Here is a 15,683-nt window from a genome sequence, read left to right as displayed (position 1 = left end):
CGTTTTCTGCCGTCGAAACAGTCAGAAATATTGTATCGAAACGCGGAAAAGCTGTTCCACGTCCCGCACCGCGTCGGCGGAGGCGAACAGTACGACACGGTCTTTCGCCTTGATCTTGGTGCTCCCGTCCGGCCGGATGACCACGCCATCGCGATATATCGCGCCGATACGGACGCCTTCGGGCATTTCAACGTCACGAAAGGACTGACCGACGAGCGGTGACGTTTCCAGCGCCTCCGCCTCGATCACCTCTGCCGAACCGCGCTGCACGGCATAGACGGAACGAATACGACCCTTGCGCACATGCTGGAGAACGCGGGAAATGGTGACCGCCCTCGGATTGATATAGGCGTCAAGTCCGAGCGAGTCGGCAACCTCGTGAAAGGAGGAACTGTTCAAAAGCGCGAGGTTCGATTTGCAGCCGAGTTGCTTGGCCATGACCGCAGCCAGGATATTGGTCTGGTCGTTATTGGTCAGGGTGACGATCAGGTCCGCGTCCTGAATGTCGGCCTGCATGAGAATTTTCTGGTCCAGCGCTGAACCATGCATGACGATGGTGTGGCTGAGCTGTTCCGATGCGGCAACTGCCCTGTCGCGATCCGCTTCGATAATTTTCACCCGTGTCTTTGGCTGCAACTCCTCGATCTTGCTGGCAACGAAGTGGCCGATATTGCCCGCGCCCGCAATAACGATGCGCTGCGCCTCCTGCTCTTCGTGACCGAACAGGCTGAGCGTGCGGCGGGCGTGTTGCCGCTGGCAGATGACGTAGGCAAGGTCGCCGACCCGCAATTGTTCGGAAGAATGCGCCACCTTGAGGAAACCATCCCGGTAGACACCCACAACCGTCGCGATAAGGTCTGGAAAGAGGCTGGAGAGTTGCTGCAACGGCGTGTTGATGACCGGGCAATCCTCCATGCATTCGATGGCCAGCATGTAGACCGTGTCGTCCGCGAAACGCACCACGTCGGTCGCGCCCGGAAAGGCGATGCGCCGCAACACCATCTTGCCGACTTCAACTTCCGGCGAGATCGTCACGTCGATGGACATGTTTTCGCGGCTGAAGAGATCGGCATATTCAGGCTTAAGATAGCTCTGGTCGCGGATGCGGGCGATCTTGGTCGGCACGCTGAACAAGGCATGCGCAACCTCGCAGGCGACGATGTTGATTTCGTCATGCAGCGTCACGGCGATGATCATGTCCGCCTGGTCCGCTCCGGCCTTGGCCAGCATGTCCGGATGCGCGCCATGGCCGACGTAACCGCGGACATCAAGCGTCTCTGTGATGGCGGTTATCAAAGACGCGGCGGTATCGATGACGGATACTTCGTTGTCCTCGCGCGACAATTGTTCGGCGATGCCGTAACCCACCTGCCCTGCGCCGCAAATGATGACTCTCATGCTGTCTCTCTGACGGATAATAGGTTACGGCGACCTGGCCCCGGCCCCCTTATACGCCGAGAGATTTCAGTTTGCGATGCAGTGCAGAGCGTTCCATGCCGACAAATTCCGCCGTTCGCGAAATATTGCCCCCGAATCGGTTGATCTGCGCCACCAGATAGTCTCGCTCGAACATTTCGCGAGCTTCGCGCAACGGCAGCGTCATGATGTGCTGATCGCCCTGAGCCGATATCTTCGGCAGCATGTCGCCGATATCGGACGGCAGCATGTCGGCAGAGATCGGGGCTTCACCGCCTTCGGGACGCGCCAGTATCATCAACCGCTCGATATTGTTGCGAAGCTGTCGGATGTTGCCCGGCCAGTCATGGGTCTGAAGAACGGCCATTGCGTCGTCGCCGATCTTGCGCGGGCGGATGCCAGCCTGTTCGGAAATCTGCCGCATGAACATGTCGACGAGGAAGGGAATATCCTCGCGTCGCTCGGACAGCGCCGGTACCTTCACCGGCACGACGGCGAGCCGGTGGTAGAGGTCCTCACGGAACTGGCCCTCGGCGATCAGGCTTTCGAGGTGATGGGCCGTCGACGAAATGATGCGCACATCCACCTTCACGCGCTTGCCGCCGCCCACACGCTCGAATTGCTGGTCGACAAGCACGCGGAGGATCTTGTTCTGGGTCTCGCGGGGCATCTCGCCCACTTCGTCGAGATAAAGAACGCCACGATGGGCTTCTTCCAGTGCGCCCACCTTCCGGGGCTGTCCAGGCAGGCCTTCGGTGCCGAAGAGTGCAATCTCCATGCGATCCGGCGTGATCGTCGCGGCGTTAAGGGCAACAAAGGGACCTGTCGCCCGAGACGACTTTTTGTGGATCATCCGCGCCACCAGTTCCTTGCCGGAACCTGACGGGCCGAGAATCATGATTCGGCTGTTGGTGGGCGCGACCCGGTCGATGGTCTGGCGCAGCTGCGATACCGCAAGTGACGCACCGACAAGTTCAACCGCATCCCCCGTGCGCTTCTTGAGCTCCTGAACCTCGCGCTTCAGCTTGGAGTTTTCCAGCGCGCGTTCGGCAATGAGAATCAGACGGTCCGCCTTGAACGGCTTTTCGATGAAGTCGAAGGCGCCGCGCTTGATGGCGTTGACGGCGGTTTCGATATTACCGTGACCCGAGATCATCACGACCGGAATTTCGGGATGGCGGCTCTTGATCTCATCGAGCAGCGCCAGACCGTCGAGCTTCGAACCCTGCATCCAGATGTCGAGAAAGATCAGGCGCGGCACGCGTTCCGAAATGGCGGCCAGCGCGCTGTCGCTGTCGAACGCCATACGCGTTTCATGCCCCTCATCGGAGAGAATGCCCGCCACGATTTCGCGAATGTCCGCCTCGTCATCCACGACCAGAATATCAGACGCCATATGCTGCTTCCTTGTTATTTTCGCCGCCGACCGCCTCGATATAGGGCAGCAGCACTCTGATCATGGCGCCGTGGCCATGATCGAACTCCGGCGGGGCATCATGGAGTTCCAGATACCCGCCATGCTCTTCGATGATCTTCTTGACGATGGCGAGGCCAAGGCCTGTGCCCTTGTCCCGCATCGTCATATAGGGTTCGAGAATGCGGTGGCGATTTTCCACCGGCAGACCGCGGCCATTGTCGATGATGTCGGCCACAAAACGCGAGTTGGTCTCGTCGAAGGACGCGCGAACGAGGATCTTGCCCGGCCGCTTTTCGCCTTCCACCGCTTCGATGGCTTCCGTCGCATTCTTGATGAGGTTGCCAAAGGCCTGCCCCAGCATGCGGGCATCGAACATGCCCTCCAGCGGGGTGTCACCCAGCTCCGTCGTGAACTTGGTGTCCGCGGCGCTGATTTCCCGGAGAAACGCCGCGTCCTTCAGGATCGCCCGCAGGTCCGACTTTTCCTTCGTTGGCTTCGGCATACGCGCAAAAGCGGAGAATTCATCCACCATGCGGCCGATATCGCCGACCTGCCGGACGATGGTGTCAGTACACTGGTCGAAGACGGCGCGGTCGCTTTCGTCGATCTGCTTGCCGAAACGGCGCTTGATGCGCTCGGCGGAAAGCTGGATCGGCGTCAGCGGGTTCTTGATTTCGTGTGCGATACGCCGCGCGACATCCGACCACGCCGTCGAGCGTTGCGCGATGACGAGATCGGTGATGTCGTCGAGCGTGATGACGTAGCTGTCACGGCTGTCGCGGGCGTCTTCGCGCGTTACCTGTACATTCAGCGTTCGTTCCTTGCCACGCCGCATAATGTTGATCTGCTTGCGGAAGTTGCCGCGCGACCAGCTGTTGGCCTCGTTGACGACCTGTTCGATCTCAGGCGCGATCTCGGAGAGTTGTGCGCCAATGAGCTGTTCCGACGTTTGTGCGAGGAACTCTTCGCCCGACGGATTGACGATGGTTATCCTGCGGTTTTCGTCAACGCCGATAACCGCGGCGGTCACGCCTGACAGCACGGCCTCGATGAAACGGCGGCGATCATCGATGTCGTCCTTGGCCTCGATGATCTGCTCCTGCTGGCTGCGCAGTTCCGACACCATCTTGTTGAAGGTGCGGGACAGGCGCCCGACGTCGCCATCGACGGCGCGAACGGGAACGAGAACATGCATGTTGCCGGTGGCGACACTGTCTGCGGCGCTGATGAGAAGGCGGATCGGCCGCACGATACGGTCGGCCACCGCAATGGCCGTCCAGATTGCCGCGAGCAGCACGATCAGCGCAAAACCGAGATAGAGAATTGCGAAGGCGATCTGCAGCGGGGCGCGGCCTGCCTCCATGGCCTTGTATTCGGCGCGGTTCTCTTCCATCAGCCGCATCGCGCCCATCACCTTGGGATCGACCGCACGCACCGTATAAAGGAATGTGCCGCTGATGCCTTCGAGCTTGATGATGGCGCCTACGAGGTTGGTAATACCGGGCGGGATCAGCGTCGGCTGGCCGGCGGCCGCCTTTTCAAGCGCGTCATGCGGTATCGCGGGAAGCGGCTTTTCCGTTTTGATGTCGGCCTGAGCGACGGCGTCGCCATCCTCCTGCACGAGAAACGCACCAAGAAGGCCGCGCCCCTTGGCCTGGCGGGTCATAAGATCAACGAAGCCGGTGCGGTCGAGATAAAAGAGAGCGCGGTTGCGGTCGAGGTCGGTCGCCATCGACAGGGTCTGCCCCTGGAGGTAACCGGCATTCTCCATCATGTATGCCTGGGCGATATTACTTGATGAATCGACGATCGACTGGGTGCGCAGCGAAAACCAGCGATCGAGACCGACGTTCAGCGTCAGGCTGGCGAAGATGGCGACAAGCACTGCGGGCGTGATCGCCACGATGGAGAAAAGGACGACAATGCGCACGTGCAGACGCGCCGCCGCCCTGCCCTTTTTGCGCGCTTTCAGCAGCCGGTTGATTTCGCGACCGATCAGGAAGATCAGGCCGATCACGAAGATCGAGTTGATGACGACGGAAGCGATGACCACATTCGATGTCGGCGCGATTGGCGTGACGCCCAGCAGCACGAAAAGCGTGATGATGGCGCACACGAGGGCCACGCCGGCGAGCACCAGCCCCGGCAGAGCGAAAGACATCCTGCGATCGGCGACCACCATGCCCGCTGCTTCGTCGGCAACGGCGTTTTCGGCGGCGGGTTTCCGCATGCACTACTCCCAATCGCTGGCCAGCCAGCGCCACAGTCATGAAGTCAGGCGAGGTTCGCACATGTGGGGCGAATCTCTGTCCTTCCTAGTGTTTTCCAAGCAACACAATGTGGCGAAAATGCAACGACAAATGCGGCCTTGTCAACATTCTCAGCTGGGGCGGGAGCTGCGATAGACGGAAACACCCAGCTCGCGGATTTTCTTGCGCAGGGTATTTCGGTTCAGACCGAGAAGATCGGCAGCCTTGATCTGGTTGCCGCGCGTGGCAGTCAACGCAGCCAGAATCAGCGGATACTCCAGTTCGCGCAGCACGCGGTCATAAAGGCCGGGCGGCGGAAGGCCATCGCCGAAGCTGGCGAAATAGTCCCGCATGTTTTCCTCGACCGCCTGCGAGATGGTGAGTGAACCGGTGCGCACGGCCATCTTGTCGAGCGGGCTGTCGGGAACATCCGATTGCAGTTCCTGCTCGATGATTTCGCGGGTGATGACTTCCTGCGGATAAAGCGCCATCAGTCGGCGGATCAGGTTTTCCAGCTCGCGCACGTTGCCCGGCCAGGCATAGGCCTTCATGACTTCAAGAGCTTCGGTCTCGAAACGCTTGCCTTCCAGGCCTTCCTTCTCGCCCGTCTGGATGAAATGGCGGACCAGATCGGGAATATCCTCGGCGCGGTCCCGCAGAGGTGGCAGGCGCAACGGCACCACGTTCAGGCGGTAATAGAGGTCCTCGCGGAACAGGCCCTGATTGATCGACTGTTTCAGGTCCTTGTTGGTCGCGGCGACGATACGGACATCGGTGCGGATCGGCGTGCGTCCGCCGACCGTCGTATATTCACCCTGCTGCAATACGCGCAGCAGGCGCGTCTGGGCGTCCATCGGCATGTCGCCGATTTCATCGAGGAAGAGCGTGCCGCCCTCGGCCTGTTCGAAACGGCCGGTCGAGCGGTTCTGGGCACCCGTGAAGGCGCCTTTCTCATGGCCGAAGAGCTCGGATTCAATGAGGTCACGCGGGATTGCCGCCATGTTGATGGCGACGAACGGACCGTTGCGGCGTTTGCCGTAATCATGCAGCGCGCGGGCCACCAGTTCCTTACCCGTGCCGGATTCGCCCGTTATCATCAGCGTCAGGTCGGTCTGCATCAGGCGGGCGAGAACCCGGTAGATTTCCTGCATTGCGGCGGAGCGACCGACGAGCGGCATGCCGTCCTGCATGTCGTCATCGAGCTTGGCCGGCTTGCGCTTGGGCTCCGATAAAGCCCGGCCAATGATGGCGATCAGTTCTGTCAGGTCGAAGGGCTTGGGCAGGTAATCGTAGGCGCCCTTTTCCGAGGCCTTGATGGCGGTCATGAAGGTGTTCTGAGCGCTCATGACGAGAACGGGAAGGTCCGGACGGGCTTTCTTGATGCGCGGCAGAAGGTCGAAGGCGTTTTCATCGGGCATGACGACATCGGTGACGACAAGATCGCCCTCACCTGCCGAAACCCAGCGCCAGAGCGTTGCAGCATTGGAGGTGATGCGCACGTCGTAACCGGCGCGGCTCAGCGCCTGGTTGAGCACCGTGCGGATTGCGGCATCATCATCGGCGACGAGGATCGTAGCTGTCATTGGTCATTCCCTGTCGTGTTCGGCAAAGTGCTGTCGTCGAGCGCCACTTCCGGCGAGACGGGCATCAATACGCGGAAAGTCGTGCGGTGGTTCTGGCTGTCGCATTCGACAATGCCGCCATGGGCGCCGATCAGCTTGGCGACAAGCGCCAGACCGAGGCCCGAACCATTCGTCTTGGTGGTGATGAACGGATCGAAAAGATGCGGCAAGAGATCGGCGGGTACGCCCGGGCCATTGTCATGCACGCAGAATTCCAACGGAAGCGAGATGCGCTCCCGGCTGCCGGCAACCGATAGTCGGATCCCGGGACGATAGGCGGTCGTCAGCACGATCTCGCCATCCGACTGATTGGCCACCGCTTCGGCCGCATTCTTGACCAGGTTGAGGAAGACCTGCACCAGCTGGTCGCGGTTTGCGTAGACCGGCGGCAGCGACGGGTCGTAATTCTCCGATATCTTGATGTTACGGGCGAAACCGGCCTTGGCGATCGCCTTTACATGATCGAGAACCGAATGGATGTTCACCGGCACGCGATCCACCGGCCGCTCATCGGAAAACACCTCCATGCGGTCGACCAGCGAAACGATGCGATCCGTCTCGTCACAGATCAGCCGGGTCAGCGCCCGGTCCTCATCCGCTACCGAGGTCTCCAGAAGCTGGGCCGCGCCGCGAATGCCCGACAGAGGGTTCTTGATCTCATGCGCGAGCATGGAGGCAAGACCGGTGACGGAGCGGGCAGCAGCGCGATGGGTCAGCTGCCGGTCGATCTTGTCGGCCATAGACCGTTCCTGAAAGACGACGACGACCGATCCAGGCTCGCTGACGACGGGCGCGACATAAAGATCAACCAGCTTGTCCTGGCCGAGACGCGGCGAGCTCAGATCAACGCGATATTCATTGACCGGCGCGCGGCGCTCCCGCACCTGATCGATCAGGGCAAGCAGCGGGCTGCCGAAGGGGATGAAAGTGGAAACCCTATAGCGCGCTAGGTGGGAGGCGCTGGCGCCGAAAAAGGCTTCGGCTTCCCAGTTGGCGAAGGCGATAAAACCTTCGGCATCCACCAGAATTACGGGATTCTGCACCGCGTTCAGAACCGCCATGGCGAGCGGGTTCGCATCTGCAGGGCTGTGTTTATCAGCGCTCATGCGGCCTTCCTTGCGGCATCTTCGCCCGCATTTTCGCAAAGGGCGGAACGCAGCAGGTCTGCCACCTCCCCCGTCTCGCGCGATGTCATGATTTTTGCCTTGTCGGTCGTGGCGATACCTGGCGCGAAACGGTCGAGATACCAGCCGAGATGTTTGCGGGCATGCCGGAGGCCGGCTTCCCTTCCGTAAAATTCCAGCATCATCTCATAATGTTCGACGGCGATGGCGGGGATATCCTCTCGATGCGGCGCTGCATGTCCCGCGAGCACCGCCGGCAACCACGGCTGCCCCTGCGCGCCGCGACCGACCATGACGGCGTCCGCACCAGACCGCCGCAGGATTTCGCGAGCATCTTCCGCCGTTTCGACGTCACCATTGGCGATCAGCGGCACGGAGATCACCTCACGCACGGCGCGGATGGCATCCCAATCCGCCCGACCCTCGTAAAACTGCATGCGGGTGCGACCGTGAATGGTAATAAGGCGAACGCCTGCTGCTTCGGCGCGCCGAGCTATATCAGGTGCGTTAATGCTGTTTTCATCCCAGCCGAGCCGCATCTTCAAGGTCACCGGCACATCGACCGCATTGACAGTCGCCTCGATCAGCGAAAGCGCGTGATCGGGATCGCGCATCAGCGCCGAGCCTGAATAACCGCCCGTCACCTTCTTGGCAGGACAGCCCATATTGATATCGATGATACCGGCGCCATTGCCAGCAGCGATCTTCGCCGCCTCGGCCATGAAATGCGCCTCGCGCCCCGCAAGCTGCACCATGTGCGGAACCATGCCTGCATTTTTCAGCCGCACCCAGGATTCCCCGCGATTGGCGACAAGCTCCCGGCTTGCCACCATTTCTGTCACCACGAGGCCCGCTCCGTAACGCCAGGCGAGCTGTCGGAAAGGCAGATCCGTCACGCCCGACATGGGCGCCAGCACAGCCCGATTACGGATCGTAACTGACCCGATGCTGAACGGTTCTGACAACTCCGGAAGGGCCAAATGATGATCTTTCATGCAGAAGGGTTATTTGCATTATTTTTAGACAGTGTTTGCGCAGTTGCCAAGCACTTTTAGAAGGTTGCACCTTTTATTTGCTGAGCGGCTGCCTGCCTGTTTTGCTGTCGGCGGCAAATTGTGCAGCTTCGAAGGCGCAGCAACGTCATGTCCTGCGCTTTGCGGGGCTGATGCCCGCCTTATCGGGCTGGCCATCCGGGTTTTGAAACGCTAGAGCATGACTGTCAACCACGAAGGGTTGCACGCAAAGCATACGACCAATGCAGGAACGTACTATGAAACTCGGCATCGTCATCGTGGCCGCGGGACGCGGGGAAAGAGCCGGCTCTCCCGAGGAGGGTCCGAAACAATATCGTCCGATCGGCGGCAAGGCGGTGATCGAGCACACTCTGTCGACGTTCCTCCAGTGGAAGAACGCTTCCCATATCGTCGTCGTGCACCATGCGGACGATACGGCGCTGCTCACTCCGGTTCTCCAGCGACTTGATGCCGGGGAGCGCGTCACCACGGTTATTGGCGGCGTGACACGGCAGCAGTCTGTTCTGGCAGGGCTGGAGGCGCTTTCCCGCCATGGCCTGAGCCACGTAATGATCCACGACGCGGTGCGGCCTTTCGTTTCCGTCGATATGCTTGAACGTATTGTCGCCCTGCACCGGGAGGGCGCGGGCGGTGTTCTACCCGCCCTGCCCGTCACTGACACGCTGAAACGCGGCGCGGGCAATCGTGTCACCGACACGGTTTCGAGACTGGGCCTTTATGCCGCACAGACCCCACAGAGTTTCGACTATGCCGACATCCTCGCCGCGCATCGCGCTGCTGCCGCCTCGGGAAAATCGGATTTTACCGATGACGCGTCGATTGCCGAATGGGCGGGTCTGGCAGTAACATTGACCGAAGGTTCGGTCGATAATGTGAAACTCACTCTCAAGCGGGATATCGCCATGGCCGATGAAAAGCTCTCTCATGCAATGCCGGACGTGCGCACCGGGAACGGCTACGACGTACACCAGCTGGAGGCCGGAGAAGGCGTGACGCTGTGCGGCATATTCATCGAGCATGATCAGAAGCTCAAAGGTCATTCGGATGCGGACGTTGCGCTGCATGCGCTGACGGATGCCTTGCTGGCGACCTGCGGCGCTGGCGACATCGGTGACCATTTCCCTCCTTCCGATCCGCAATGGAAAGGAGCTCCTTCCCGCATATTTCTGGAGCACGCGGCGAAAGTGGTGCGCGACAATGGCGGCACGATCATGAATGCCGATGTCTCGCTGATCGCCGAAGCGCCGCGCATCGGGCCGCATCGGCAGGCCATGCGGGAAGCGCTCTCCGACATGCTCGGCATCTCGCTGGAGCGTTGCTCGGTGAAGGCGACGACCAATGAAACCATCGGCTTCGTTGGTCGCAGGGAGGGGATCGCAGCAATCGCCACCGCCACGGTCGTTTACAGGGGCAGACCGCTATGAGCCTGTTTCCAGCGGATATTGAAGGGCTCGCACGGCAGATCATTGCTGATTTTGCAGCAGACGGTCTCATGGTCTCGACCGCGGAAAGCTGCACGGGCGGCCTGATCGCGGGTGCGTTGACGGAGATTTCGGGCTCCTCGGCGGTGGTCGACCGCGGTTTTGTCACCTATACGAACGAGGCCAAGATGGACATGCTTGGCGTTGGCGCTGAAACGCTGACGGGCTTTGGCGCGGTCTCGCGGCAAACCGCACTGCAGATGGCGCACGGCGCCCTGTTCCGGTCACGCGCCGATTTCGCGGTTGCCGTTACCGGCATTGCCGGTCCGGGGGGCGGATCCGCCGAAAAGCCGGTAGGTCTCGTTCATCTGGCCGCCAAGGCCCGTCACGGCCGGAGCCTGCATCAGAAAATGCATTATGGCGAGATCGGCCGTACGGACATCCGTCTTGCAACGGTCAGGACGGCGCTCGAGATGCTGATTGCCCTCCGTCAGGCGGGATTGGTGTAGATCTTATCGGCGCGGGTCTCGAAAGCTTCTGCGAACATGCGGAAGGCACGGTCGAACATGGACCCCATGACTGCGCCCAAGAGGCGGTTCTTGAACTCGTATTCGATGAAGAAATGCACGTTGGAGCCGCCCTCGGCAGCATCGAAACGCCAGCGATTGTCGAGATATTTGAATGGCCCGTCGATATATTTGACGTTGATGGCCCGTTCCGCGGGATTGAGCAGAACCTGCGTGGTGAAGGTCTCGCGAATGGCCTTGTAACCCACGGTCATATCCGCCACCAGCAGCGTCTTGCCATCGCGCTCCTTGCGGGAGCGCACGGTAAGTGCTTCGCATAAGGGCAGGAACTGCGGATACTTCTCCACATCGGCGACGAGGTCGTACATGCGGTCCGGCGAGTGTTTTACAAAACGATGCGTTTCGAACTTGGGCATGAGCGGCAGTTAATCCTCGATGTGCAGAAGATCAAGAAGGCGGCGGAGTTGTTTTCGGCTTTTCAGCTGCCATACCGGCACATCCGGCCCATAGAGGTCGAAATTCTGCTCGAAAAGTGGTGCGTGTCGCCGCTCGAAATTCCAGATGTAGCGCAGGAATTCGCGGTCCAGTCGCTCAGGGCAGCCCTGCGCCATTTCCGGTCGCGCCTTGCCGTAGCCTTTCACGATTCGGCTGGTGGCACCCCAGAGACAGAGCCAGCGCGGCATGCGAACCCAGATCACGATATCGGTTCTCGGCAGACGCAGATCAAACGACGAGGGATTGCTGCCATCCATCAACCACCGCTCGCCCGCAACGAAGTCCGCGATCCTTTCACGCTGTTCCGCACGCGGGCGCAGTTGCCAGCCCGGCAGCCAGAAGATCTCCCGGTCCATCGAGATATATTCCAGTCCAAAGCGCCGCACGAGCTTGCGCGAGAGCGTGGACTTGCCACCGCCGGAACAGCCGACGATCATGATGCGGCGCGCGCCAGCGATGATGGCGGCCGCATCATCCGCCTTTTCGAGGTAGTTCGGCATATTCTGAGCCCCATTCGACCGCTGCGCGCCCCTCTCCCATCTGGCGATTGCTTTCAATCGATATCCGGGTGGCGCATGGCAGTTACGGAAAATTGACTATTGCAACCCCTTGCGGGGGATTGCTATTTATTTGCGACTAATATTACACCCATTGGATGCAACGGCGCTGGAAGCTCCCTATTTCGCCCAGCCTATTCATCCTTGGGTTCAGACCCGATACATAACCGCTTTGAGCCACTGAGTGAGCCGATGGACGATTTTTCCAACATCATCAACCTTCTCGAATCCGCCAAACAGCTTGCATCGATGAACGGCATGCCTGTGCTCGCCTATCTGATCGACGTCGCCAAATGCGAGGCGAGAGAAAACAAGCCGGTTCTGCGCAAGGGCAAGAGCGGCGAATCGACCGCCAAGGAAGACTGTTAATTGCCGGCGCCTGGCCGACCGATAAAGCCGGCTGGCCCAATCTTCAAGACAATGTCATAATCACCCAATGAAACCGGCCGCTTTTCCAGGCGGCCGTTTCTTTGCCCAATGGAAACGACAGCGTTATGACAGCCGCATCAGCCGACATCAGAACCTACAGACAGGAAAGACCGAAGGAGCGACACGCATTCGTTCAGATCGTTCTGCCGGTCTCGGGTTGCCTGCGTATCGATGTGGCAGGACGGCAAGATGAGTTGTCCATCGGGCGCGGCGTCTTTATCCACCGCGATCTTCCGCATACCCAGGAAGCCACGGCCATCAATCATTCGCTGGTGGTGGATATCGATGAATGCTTGATTCCCGAACAGACGCTTGAAAAATTCGCTCACGCGCCCTTCCTCTATATTGCGCCTGAGACACGTCAATTGATCGCCTATATGCGCAGCCTGGTTGGAACGGATGGACGCCGTGACGATATTGCCGCCATTTGGGCGCCGCTGCTGGTTGACAGCCTTGCCAACAACAAGCGCGATATGCGCCAGCGCCTGCGAAAGCTGAGCGAAGTCGTGAGGGCCGAGCCCTTCTTTCCGTGGACGATCGAGATGCTGGCCTCTTGCATGACGCTCAGCGACAGCCTCCTGCATGCGCTGTTTCTCGAAGAATTCGGTGTTCCGCCGCATCGGTGGCTTTCCGGGTTGCGCATGGAGAAGGTGTGCGTCCTGCTCAGCAACTCCGTCATGCCGATTTCCGAAATCGCGCTCAGGGCCGGTTTTTCCGACCAGACGGCACTGACACGGGCCATGCGCCTTGCGGTGGGAGAGACCCCCGCCGCGTATCGCCGCCGCCACGGCATTCATTAGAACCGCTCACATTCGTCAGGAGTTTTTGTCAAGACAGCCGCAACCGCCTGTGGCACATCGCTGACAAATGTGAATGCGGATGTGATGGACATGAACAGGACTGGTCTCGGTGTTTTTTACGGCATAATGGCGGGTGCGCTCTGGGGCGGGATATTTCTCGCTCCGAAACTCGTGCCGGATTTTTCCGCCCTGCAGCTTTCCACGGCGCGCTACCTGACCTATGGGCTGATTTCGCTGGTCATCATCGGGCCACGCCTCAAACAAGTGTCGGCGCGGTTTGGCGCGCGCGAATGGTTGGCGCTTGGCTGGCTGAGCATGATCGGCAACATCGCCTACTATGTTTTCATCTCGACCGCGGTGAAATTGAGCGGCGTCGCCTTCACCTCAATCATCATCGGCTTCCTGCCTGTTGCCGTTACCATCATCGGCAGCCGCGACCACGGCGCCGTATCGCTGAAGCGGCTGTGGCCGTCGCTTGCCTTCGGCGCGATAGGCATTCTCGGCATCTCATGGCAGTCGCTGACGGAAAACGATGCGGGTCTGGATATTTCTCGTGTCATCGGCCTTGCCTGCGCGCTCGGGGCGCTGGCTTCATGGACGGCTTTCGCCGTAGGCAATGCCCGCTGGCTGTCGCGCCTTCACGATGTGAGCGCAGATGACTGGAACATGATGACGGGTGTAGTGACCGGCGGGCTTGCGCTGGCGCTCGCCATCCCCGCCTTCGCACTGGGTGGAGAAAGCCACAGCACGGGCGACTGGCTGTATTTCGCCGCCATCGCCGCCGGGCTCGGCTTCACCGCGTCCATCCTCGGCAATGCCTTCTGGAACCGTATGAGCCGCATGCTGCCGCTTACCATGGTTGGGCAGATGATCCTGTTTGAAACGCTGTTTGCGCTGCTTTACGGTTTTCTCTGGGAAGGGCGTGGCCCGACGCTGGTCGAGGTCCTGGCGATCTGCTCGGTCGTGCTGAGCGTCGTGCTCTGCATGCGGGCGCACAGGCCTGAAAAGGTTGCGGCGTGATCGGCCTGAAGGCCAAAAACAGACGATTGCATTGATCCGCAGGCGCCGCGTCTCACGCACCATCATCCTCGGGCCTTTCCCAAGGATCTAGTCACCCATTGTCATTTTCATAGGTTGCAGATGCTCGGGGCAGGCCCGAGCATGACGATGGTGATAACATGAAGACTTCAAATCTCAACGCCGTATTGGCGAACCTTGCGTCGCTTATTCCGCAGCCGCCAGCAGCTTCTTTTCGCGTGCCGCACGCAGGCGTTCGAAATCGTCACCGGCGTGGTGGGAAGAACGGGTCAGCGGGCTTGACGAAACCATCAGGAAGCCCTTGGTGTAAGCCACCGTCTCGTAGGACTTGAATTCCTCCGGCGTCACGAAAGCCTCGACCTTGTGGTGCTTGCGGGTGGGCTGCAGGTACTGGCCGATGGTCAGGAAGTCGACGTCAGCGCTGCGCAGATCGTCCATCAGCTGCAGCACTTCATTGCGCTCTTCACCGAGGCCAACCATGATGCCCGACTTGGTGAACATGGTGGGATCGAGTTCCTTCACCCGTTGCAGAAGGCGCACCGAGTGGAAATAGCGCGCACCCGGGCGGACCGTGAGGTAGTTGCCCGGAACCGTTTCCAGATTATGGTTGAAGACGTCGGGCTTTGCGGCAACGACACGTTCCAGCGCGCCGGGCTTCTTCAGGAAGTCGGGCGTGAGGATTTCGATTGTGGTCGTCGGAGAGGCTGCGCGGATCGCCCAGATCACCTTTTCGAAATGTTCAGCGCCGCCATCGGCGAGATCGTCACGGTCGACGGAGGTAATGACGACGTGGGAAAGTCCCATCTGCTTGACGGCCTTGGCGACATTTTCCGGCTCATTCATGTCGAGCGGATTGGGCTTGCCGGTCGCGACGTTGCAGAAGGCGCAGGCACGGGTGCAGATTTCACCCATGATCATGAAGGTCGCGTGCTTCTTGTCCCAGCATTCGCCGATATTTGGACAGCCGGCTTCCTCGCACACGGTCACCAGCTTGTGGCTGCGCACCAGTTCGCGCGTCTCGTGGTAACCCTTGGAGGTCGGCGCCTTGACGCGGATCCATTCGGGCTTGCGCATCACCTCGGTATCAGGCTTGTGCGCCTTTTCCGGGTGGCGGATACGCTTTTCGTCAGACGACGTCCTGTCGAGAATAGTGACCATAAAAACCTGCTTCCATCGCCCTTGGCGATCCAGACATCTTTGGTGCGATGCTTTAGAACAATTCCAGAAAAAGCGTAAGCCCCTTCCGGTCACGACGCCTTGTCAGCGCCGCACGAGCTTAGCCACGAACAGCAACAGGCTTGCGCCGATGAAGGCGGTAACGAAATAACCGAGCCTGCTATCCTGCACGAAAACATCGAAGGTTCGCAGCACCGCAACAGCAACCACCGAACCGACAATGCCAAGGACAATGTTCATGAAAATGCCGAAACGCATATCCATGAGCTTGCCGGCAAGCCAGCCGGCGAGACCGCCGATGATGATTGCTGCAATCCAGCCTACACTTTCCATTCCCACGCTCCCTGAAATAACAGCCCGCCTTAAGGCTGTATCGAG

15 protein-coding genes are annotated in these 15,683 nt (G+C 60.0%); 5 read left to right on the top strand and 10 right to left on the bottom strand.

Features of this window, described 5'->3' with window-relative positions; translation table 11 throughout:
- Positions 1-21: 21 nt before the first annotated feature.
- The 6 genes from trkA to dusB all read right to left on the bottom strand — a co-directional run bounded on the left by trkA (position 22) and on the right by dusB (position 8,823).
- Positions 22-1,398, bottom strand: coding sequence for a Trk system potassium transporter TrkA (gene trkA / locus EGT36_RS13725; protein ID WP_004441664.1), 1,377 nt, complete (start codon positions 1,396-1,398; stop codon positions 22-24).
- 49 nt (positions 1,399-1,447) lie between these two features.
- On the bottom strand, positions 1,448-2,812 hold the full coding sequence (gene ntrX / locus EGT36_RS13720; RefSeq protein WP_004441661.1) for a nitrogen assimilation response regulator NtrX: 1,365 nt from the start codon (positions 2,810-2,812) through the stop codon (positions 1,448-1,450).
- Positions 2,802-5,063, bottom strand: a complete 2,262-nt coding sequence (locus EGT36_RS13715) for a sensor histidine kinase NtrY-like (RefSeq protein WP_035208859.1) — start codon at positions 5,061-5,063, stop codon at positions 2,802-2,804. Before EGT36_RS13715 ends, ntrX begins: the two co-directional genes overlap by 11 nt.
- Positions 5,064-5,213: 150 nt before the next feature.
- A complete protein-coding gene (gene ntrC, locus EGT36_RS13710) occupies positions 5,214-6,665 on the bottom strand; it encodes a nitrogen regulation protein NR(I) (RefSeq protein WP_004441656.1) in 1,452 nt (483 codons plus the stop codon).
- Entirely contained in the window at positions 6,662-7,810 is a 1,149-nt protein-coding gene (locus tag EGT36_RS13705) for a two-component system sensor histidine kinase NtrB (RefSeq protein WP_004441645.1), read from the bottom strand. Before EGT36_RS13705 ends, ntrC begins: the two co-directional genes overlap by 4 nt.
- Positions 7,807-8,823 carry a tRNA dihydrouridine synthase DusB gene (gene dusB / locus EGT36_RS13700; protein ID WP_037089165.1) on the bottom strand — a complete coding sequence of 339 codons (1,017 nt, stop codon included), beginning with the start codon at positions 8,821-8,823 and terminating at the stop codon, positions 7,807-7,809. Before dusB ends, EGT36_RS13705 begins: the two co-directional genes overlap by 4 nt.
- A 275-nt stretch (positions 8,824-9,098) precedes the next feature.
- Between dusB and EGT36_RS13695 the strand changes: the two genes are divergently transcribed.
- A complete protein-coding gene (locus EGT36_RS13695; RefSeq protein ID WP_037089163.1) occupies positions 9,099-10,286 on the top strand; it encodes a bifunctional 2-C-methyl-D-erythritol 4-phosphate cytidylyltransferase/2-C-methyl-D-erythritol 2,4-cyclodiphosphate synthase in 1,188 nt (395 codons plus the stop codon).
- Positions 10,283-10,792, top strand: a complete 510-nt coding sequence (locus EGT36_RS13690) for a CinA family protein (RefSeq protein WP_037089162.1) — start codon at positions 10,283-10,285, stop codon at positions 10,790-10,792. The genes EGT36_RS13695 and EGT36_RS13690 overlap by 4 nt, the downstream gene beginning before the upstream one ends.
- Here EGT36_RS13690 and EGT36_RS13685 read toward each other — a convergent pair.
- Together EGT36_RS13685 and EGT36_RS13680 are read right to left on the bottom strand one after the other, a co-directional pair.
- Positions 10,774-11,226: a type II toxin-antitoxin system RatA family toxin gene (locus EGT36_RS13685; protein WP_037089160.1), complete on the bottom strand. Its 453-nt coding sequence runs from the start codon at positions 11,224-11,226 to the stop codon at positions 10,774-10,776. The two genes, EGT36_RS13690 and EGT36_RS13685, sit on opposite strands and share 19 nt — an antisense overlap.
- Positions 11,227-11,235: 9 nt before the next feature.
- Positions 11,236-11,805 carry a P-loop NTPase family protein gene (locus tag EGT36_RS13680; protein ID WP_006697547.1) on the bottom strand — a complete coding sequence of 190 codons (570 nt, stop codon included), beginning with the start codon at positions 11,803-11,805 and terminating at the stop codon, positions 11,236-11,238.
- A gap of 249 nt (positions 11,806-12,054) precedes the next feature.
- Between EGT36_RS13680 and EGT36_RS30515 the strand changes: the two genes are divergently transcribed.
- From EGT36_RS30515 to EGT36_RS13665, 3 genes are all read left to right on the top strand, one after another.
- The gene (locus EGT36_RS30515) at positions 12,055-12,231 is read left to right on the top strand and encodes a hypothetical protein (RefSeq protein WP_172965646.1); all 177 of its coding nucleotides are present in this window, start codon (positions 12,055-12,057) and stop codon (positions 12,229-12,231) included.
- 125 nt (positions 12,232-12,356) lie between these two features.
- Positions 12,357-13,091, top strand: coding sequence for a helix-turn-helix transcriptional regulator (locus EGT36_RS13670; RefSeq protein WP_125270469.1), 735 nt, complete (start codon positions 12,357-12,359; stop codon positions 13,089-13,091).
- Between the two features lie 90 nt (positions 13,092-13,181).
- Positions 13,182-14,111: a DMT family transporter gene (locus tag EGT36_RS13665; protein ID WP_022556104.1), complete on the top strand. Its 930-nt coding sequence runs from the start codon at positions 13,182-13,184 to the stop codon at positions 14,109-14,111.
- A 204-nt stretch (positions 14,112-14,315) separates the two neighbouring features.
- On the opposite strand, the gene lipA is transcribed toward EGT36_RS13665, so the two are convergent.
- Positions 14,316-15,287: a lipoyl synthase gene (gene lipA, locus EGT36_RS13660; protein WP_004441621.1), complete on the bottom strand. Its 972-nt coding sequence runs from the start codon at positions 15,285-15,287 to the stop codon at positions 14,316-14,318.
- 102 nt (positions 15,288-15,389) lie between these two features.
- Positions 15,390-15,638 carry a GlsB/YeaQ/YmgE family stress response membrane protein gene (locus EGT36_RS13655; protein WP_004441618.1) on the bottom strand — a complete coding sequence of 83 codons (249 nt, stop codon included), beginning with the start codon at positions 15,636-15,638 and terminating at the stop codon, positions 15,390-15,392.
- Positions 15,639-15,683 lie beyond the last annotated feature (45 nt).

It is taken from the genome of Agrobacterium sp. FDAARGOS_525 (assembly GCF_003938925.1).
In the GTDB taxonomy this organism is placed as follows: Bacteria; Pseudomonadota; Alphaproteobacteria; order Rhizobiales; family Rhizobiaceae; genus Agrobacterium; species Agrobacterium pusense.
This window is presented reverse-complemented; position numbering and strand designations above follow the sequence as displayed.

Excerpts from the sequence above, each read along its gene's own strand:
- EGT36_RS13655 (WP_004441618.1), bottom strand. The coding sequence starts at position 15,638 with ATGGAAAGTGTAGGCTGGATTGCAGCAATCATCATCGGCGGTCTCGCC.
- EGT36_RS30515 (WP_172965646.1), top strand. The coding sequence starts at position 12,055 with ATGGACGATTTTTCCAACATCATCAACCTTCTCGAATCCGCCAAACAG.
- ntrC (WP_004441656.1), bottom strand. The coding sequence starts at position 6,665 with ATGACAGCTACGATCCTCGTCGCCGATGATGATGCCGCAATCCGCACG.
- EGT36_RS13705 (WP_004441645.1), bottom strand. The coding sequence starts at position 7,810 with ATGAGCGCTGATAAACACAGCCCTGCAGATGCGAACCCGCTCGCCATG.
- ntrX (WP_004441661.1), bottom strand. The coding sequence starts at position 2,812 with ATGGCGTCTGATATTCTGGTCGTGGATGACGAGGCGGACATTCGCGAA.
- lipA (WP_004441621.1), bottom strand. The coding sequence starts at position 15,287 with ATGGTCACTATTCTCGACAGGACGTCGTCTGACGAAAAGCGTATCCGC.
- EGT36_RS13715 (WP_035208859.1), bottom strand. The coding sequence starts at position 5,063 with ATGCGGAAACCCGCCGCCGAAAACGCCGTTGCCGACGAAGCAGCGGGC.
- EGT36_RS13685 (WP_037089160.1), bottom strand. The coding sequence starts at position 11,226 with ATGCCCAAGTTCGAAACGCATCGTTTTGTAAAACACTCGCCGGACCGC.
- EGT36_RS13690 (WP_037089162.1), top strand. The coding sequence starts at position 10,283 with ATGAGCCTGTTTCCAGCGGATATTGAAGGGCTCGCACGGCAGATCATT.
- EGT36_RS13680 (WP_006697547.1), bottom strand. The coding sequence starts at position 11,805 with ATGCCGAACTACCTCGAAAAGGCGGATGATGCGGCCGCCATCATCGCT.
- trkA (WP_004441664.1), bottom strand. The coding sequence starts at position 1,398 with ATGAGAGTCATCATTTGCGGCGCAGGGCAGGTGGGTTACGGCATCGCC.
- EGT36_RS13665 (WP_022556104.1), top strand. The coding sequence starts at position 13,182 with ATGAACAGGACTGGTCTCGGTGTTTTTTACGGCATAATGGCGGGTGCG.
- EGT36_RS13695 (WP_037089163.1), top strand. The coding sequence starts at position 9,099 with ATGAAACTCGGCATCGTCATCGTGGCCGCGGGACGCGGGGAAAGAGCC.
- dusB (WP_037089165.1), bottom strand. The coding sequence starts at position 8,823 with ATGAAAGATCATCATTTGGCCCTTCCGGAGTTGTCAGAACCGTTCAGC.
- EGT36_RS13670 (WP_125270469.1), top strand. The coding sequence starts at position 12,357 with ATGACAGCCGCATCAGCCGACATCAGAACCTACAGACAGGAAAGACCG.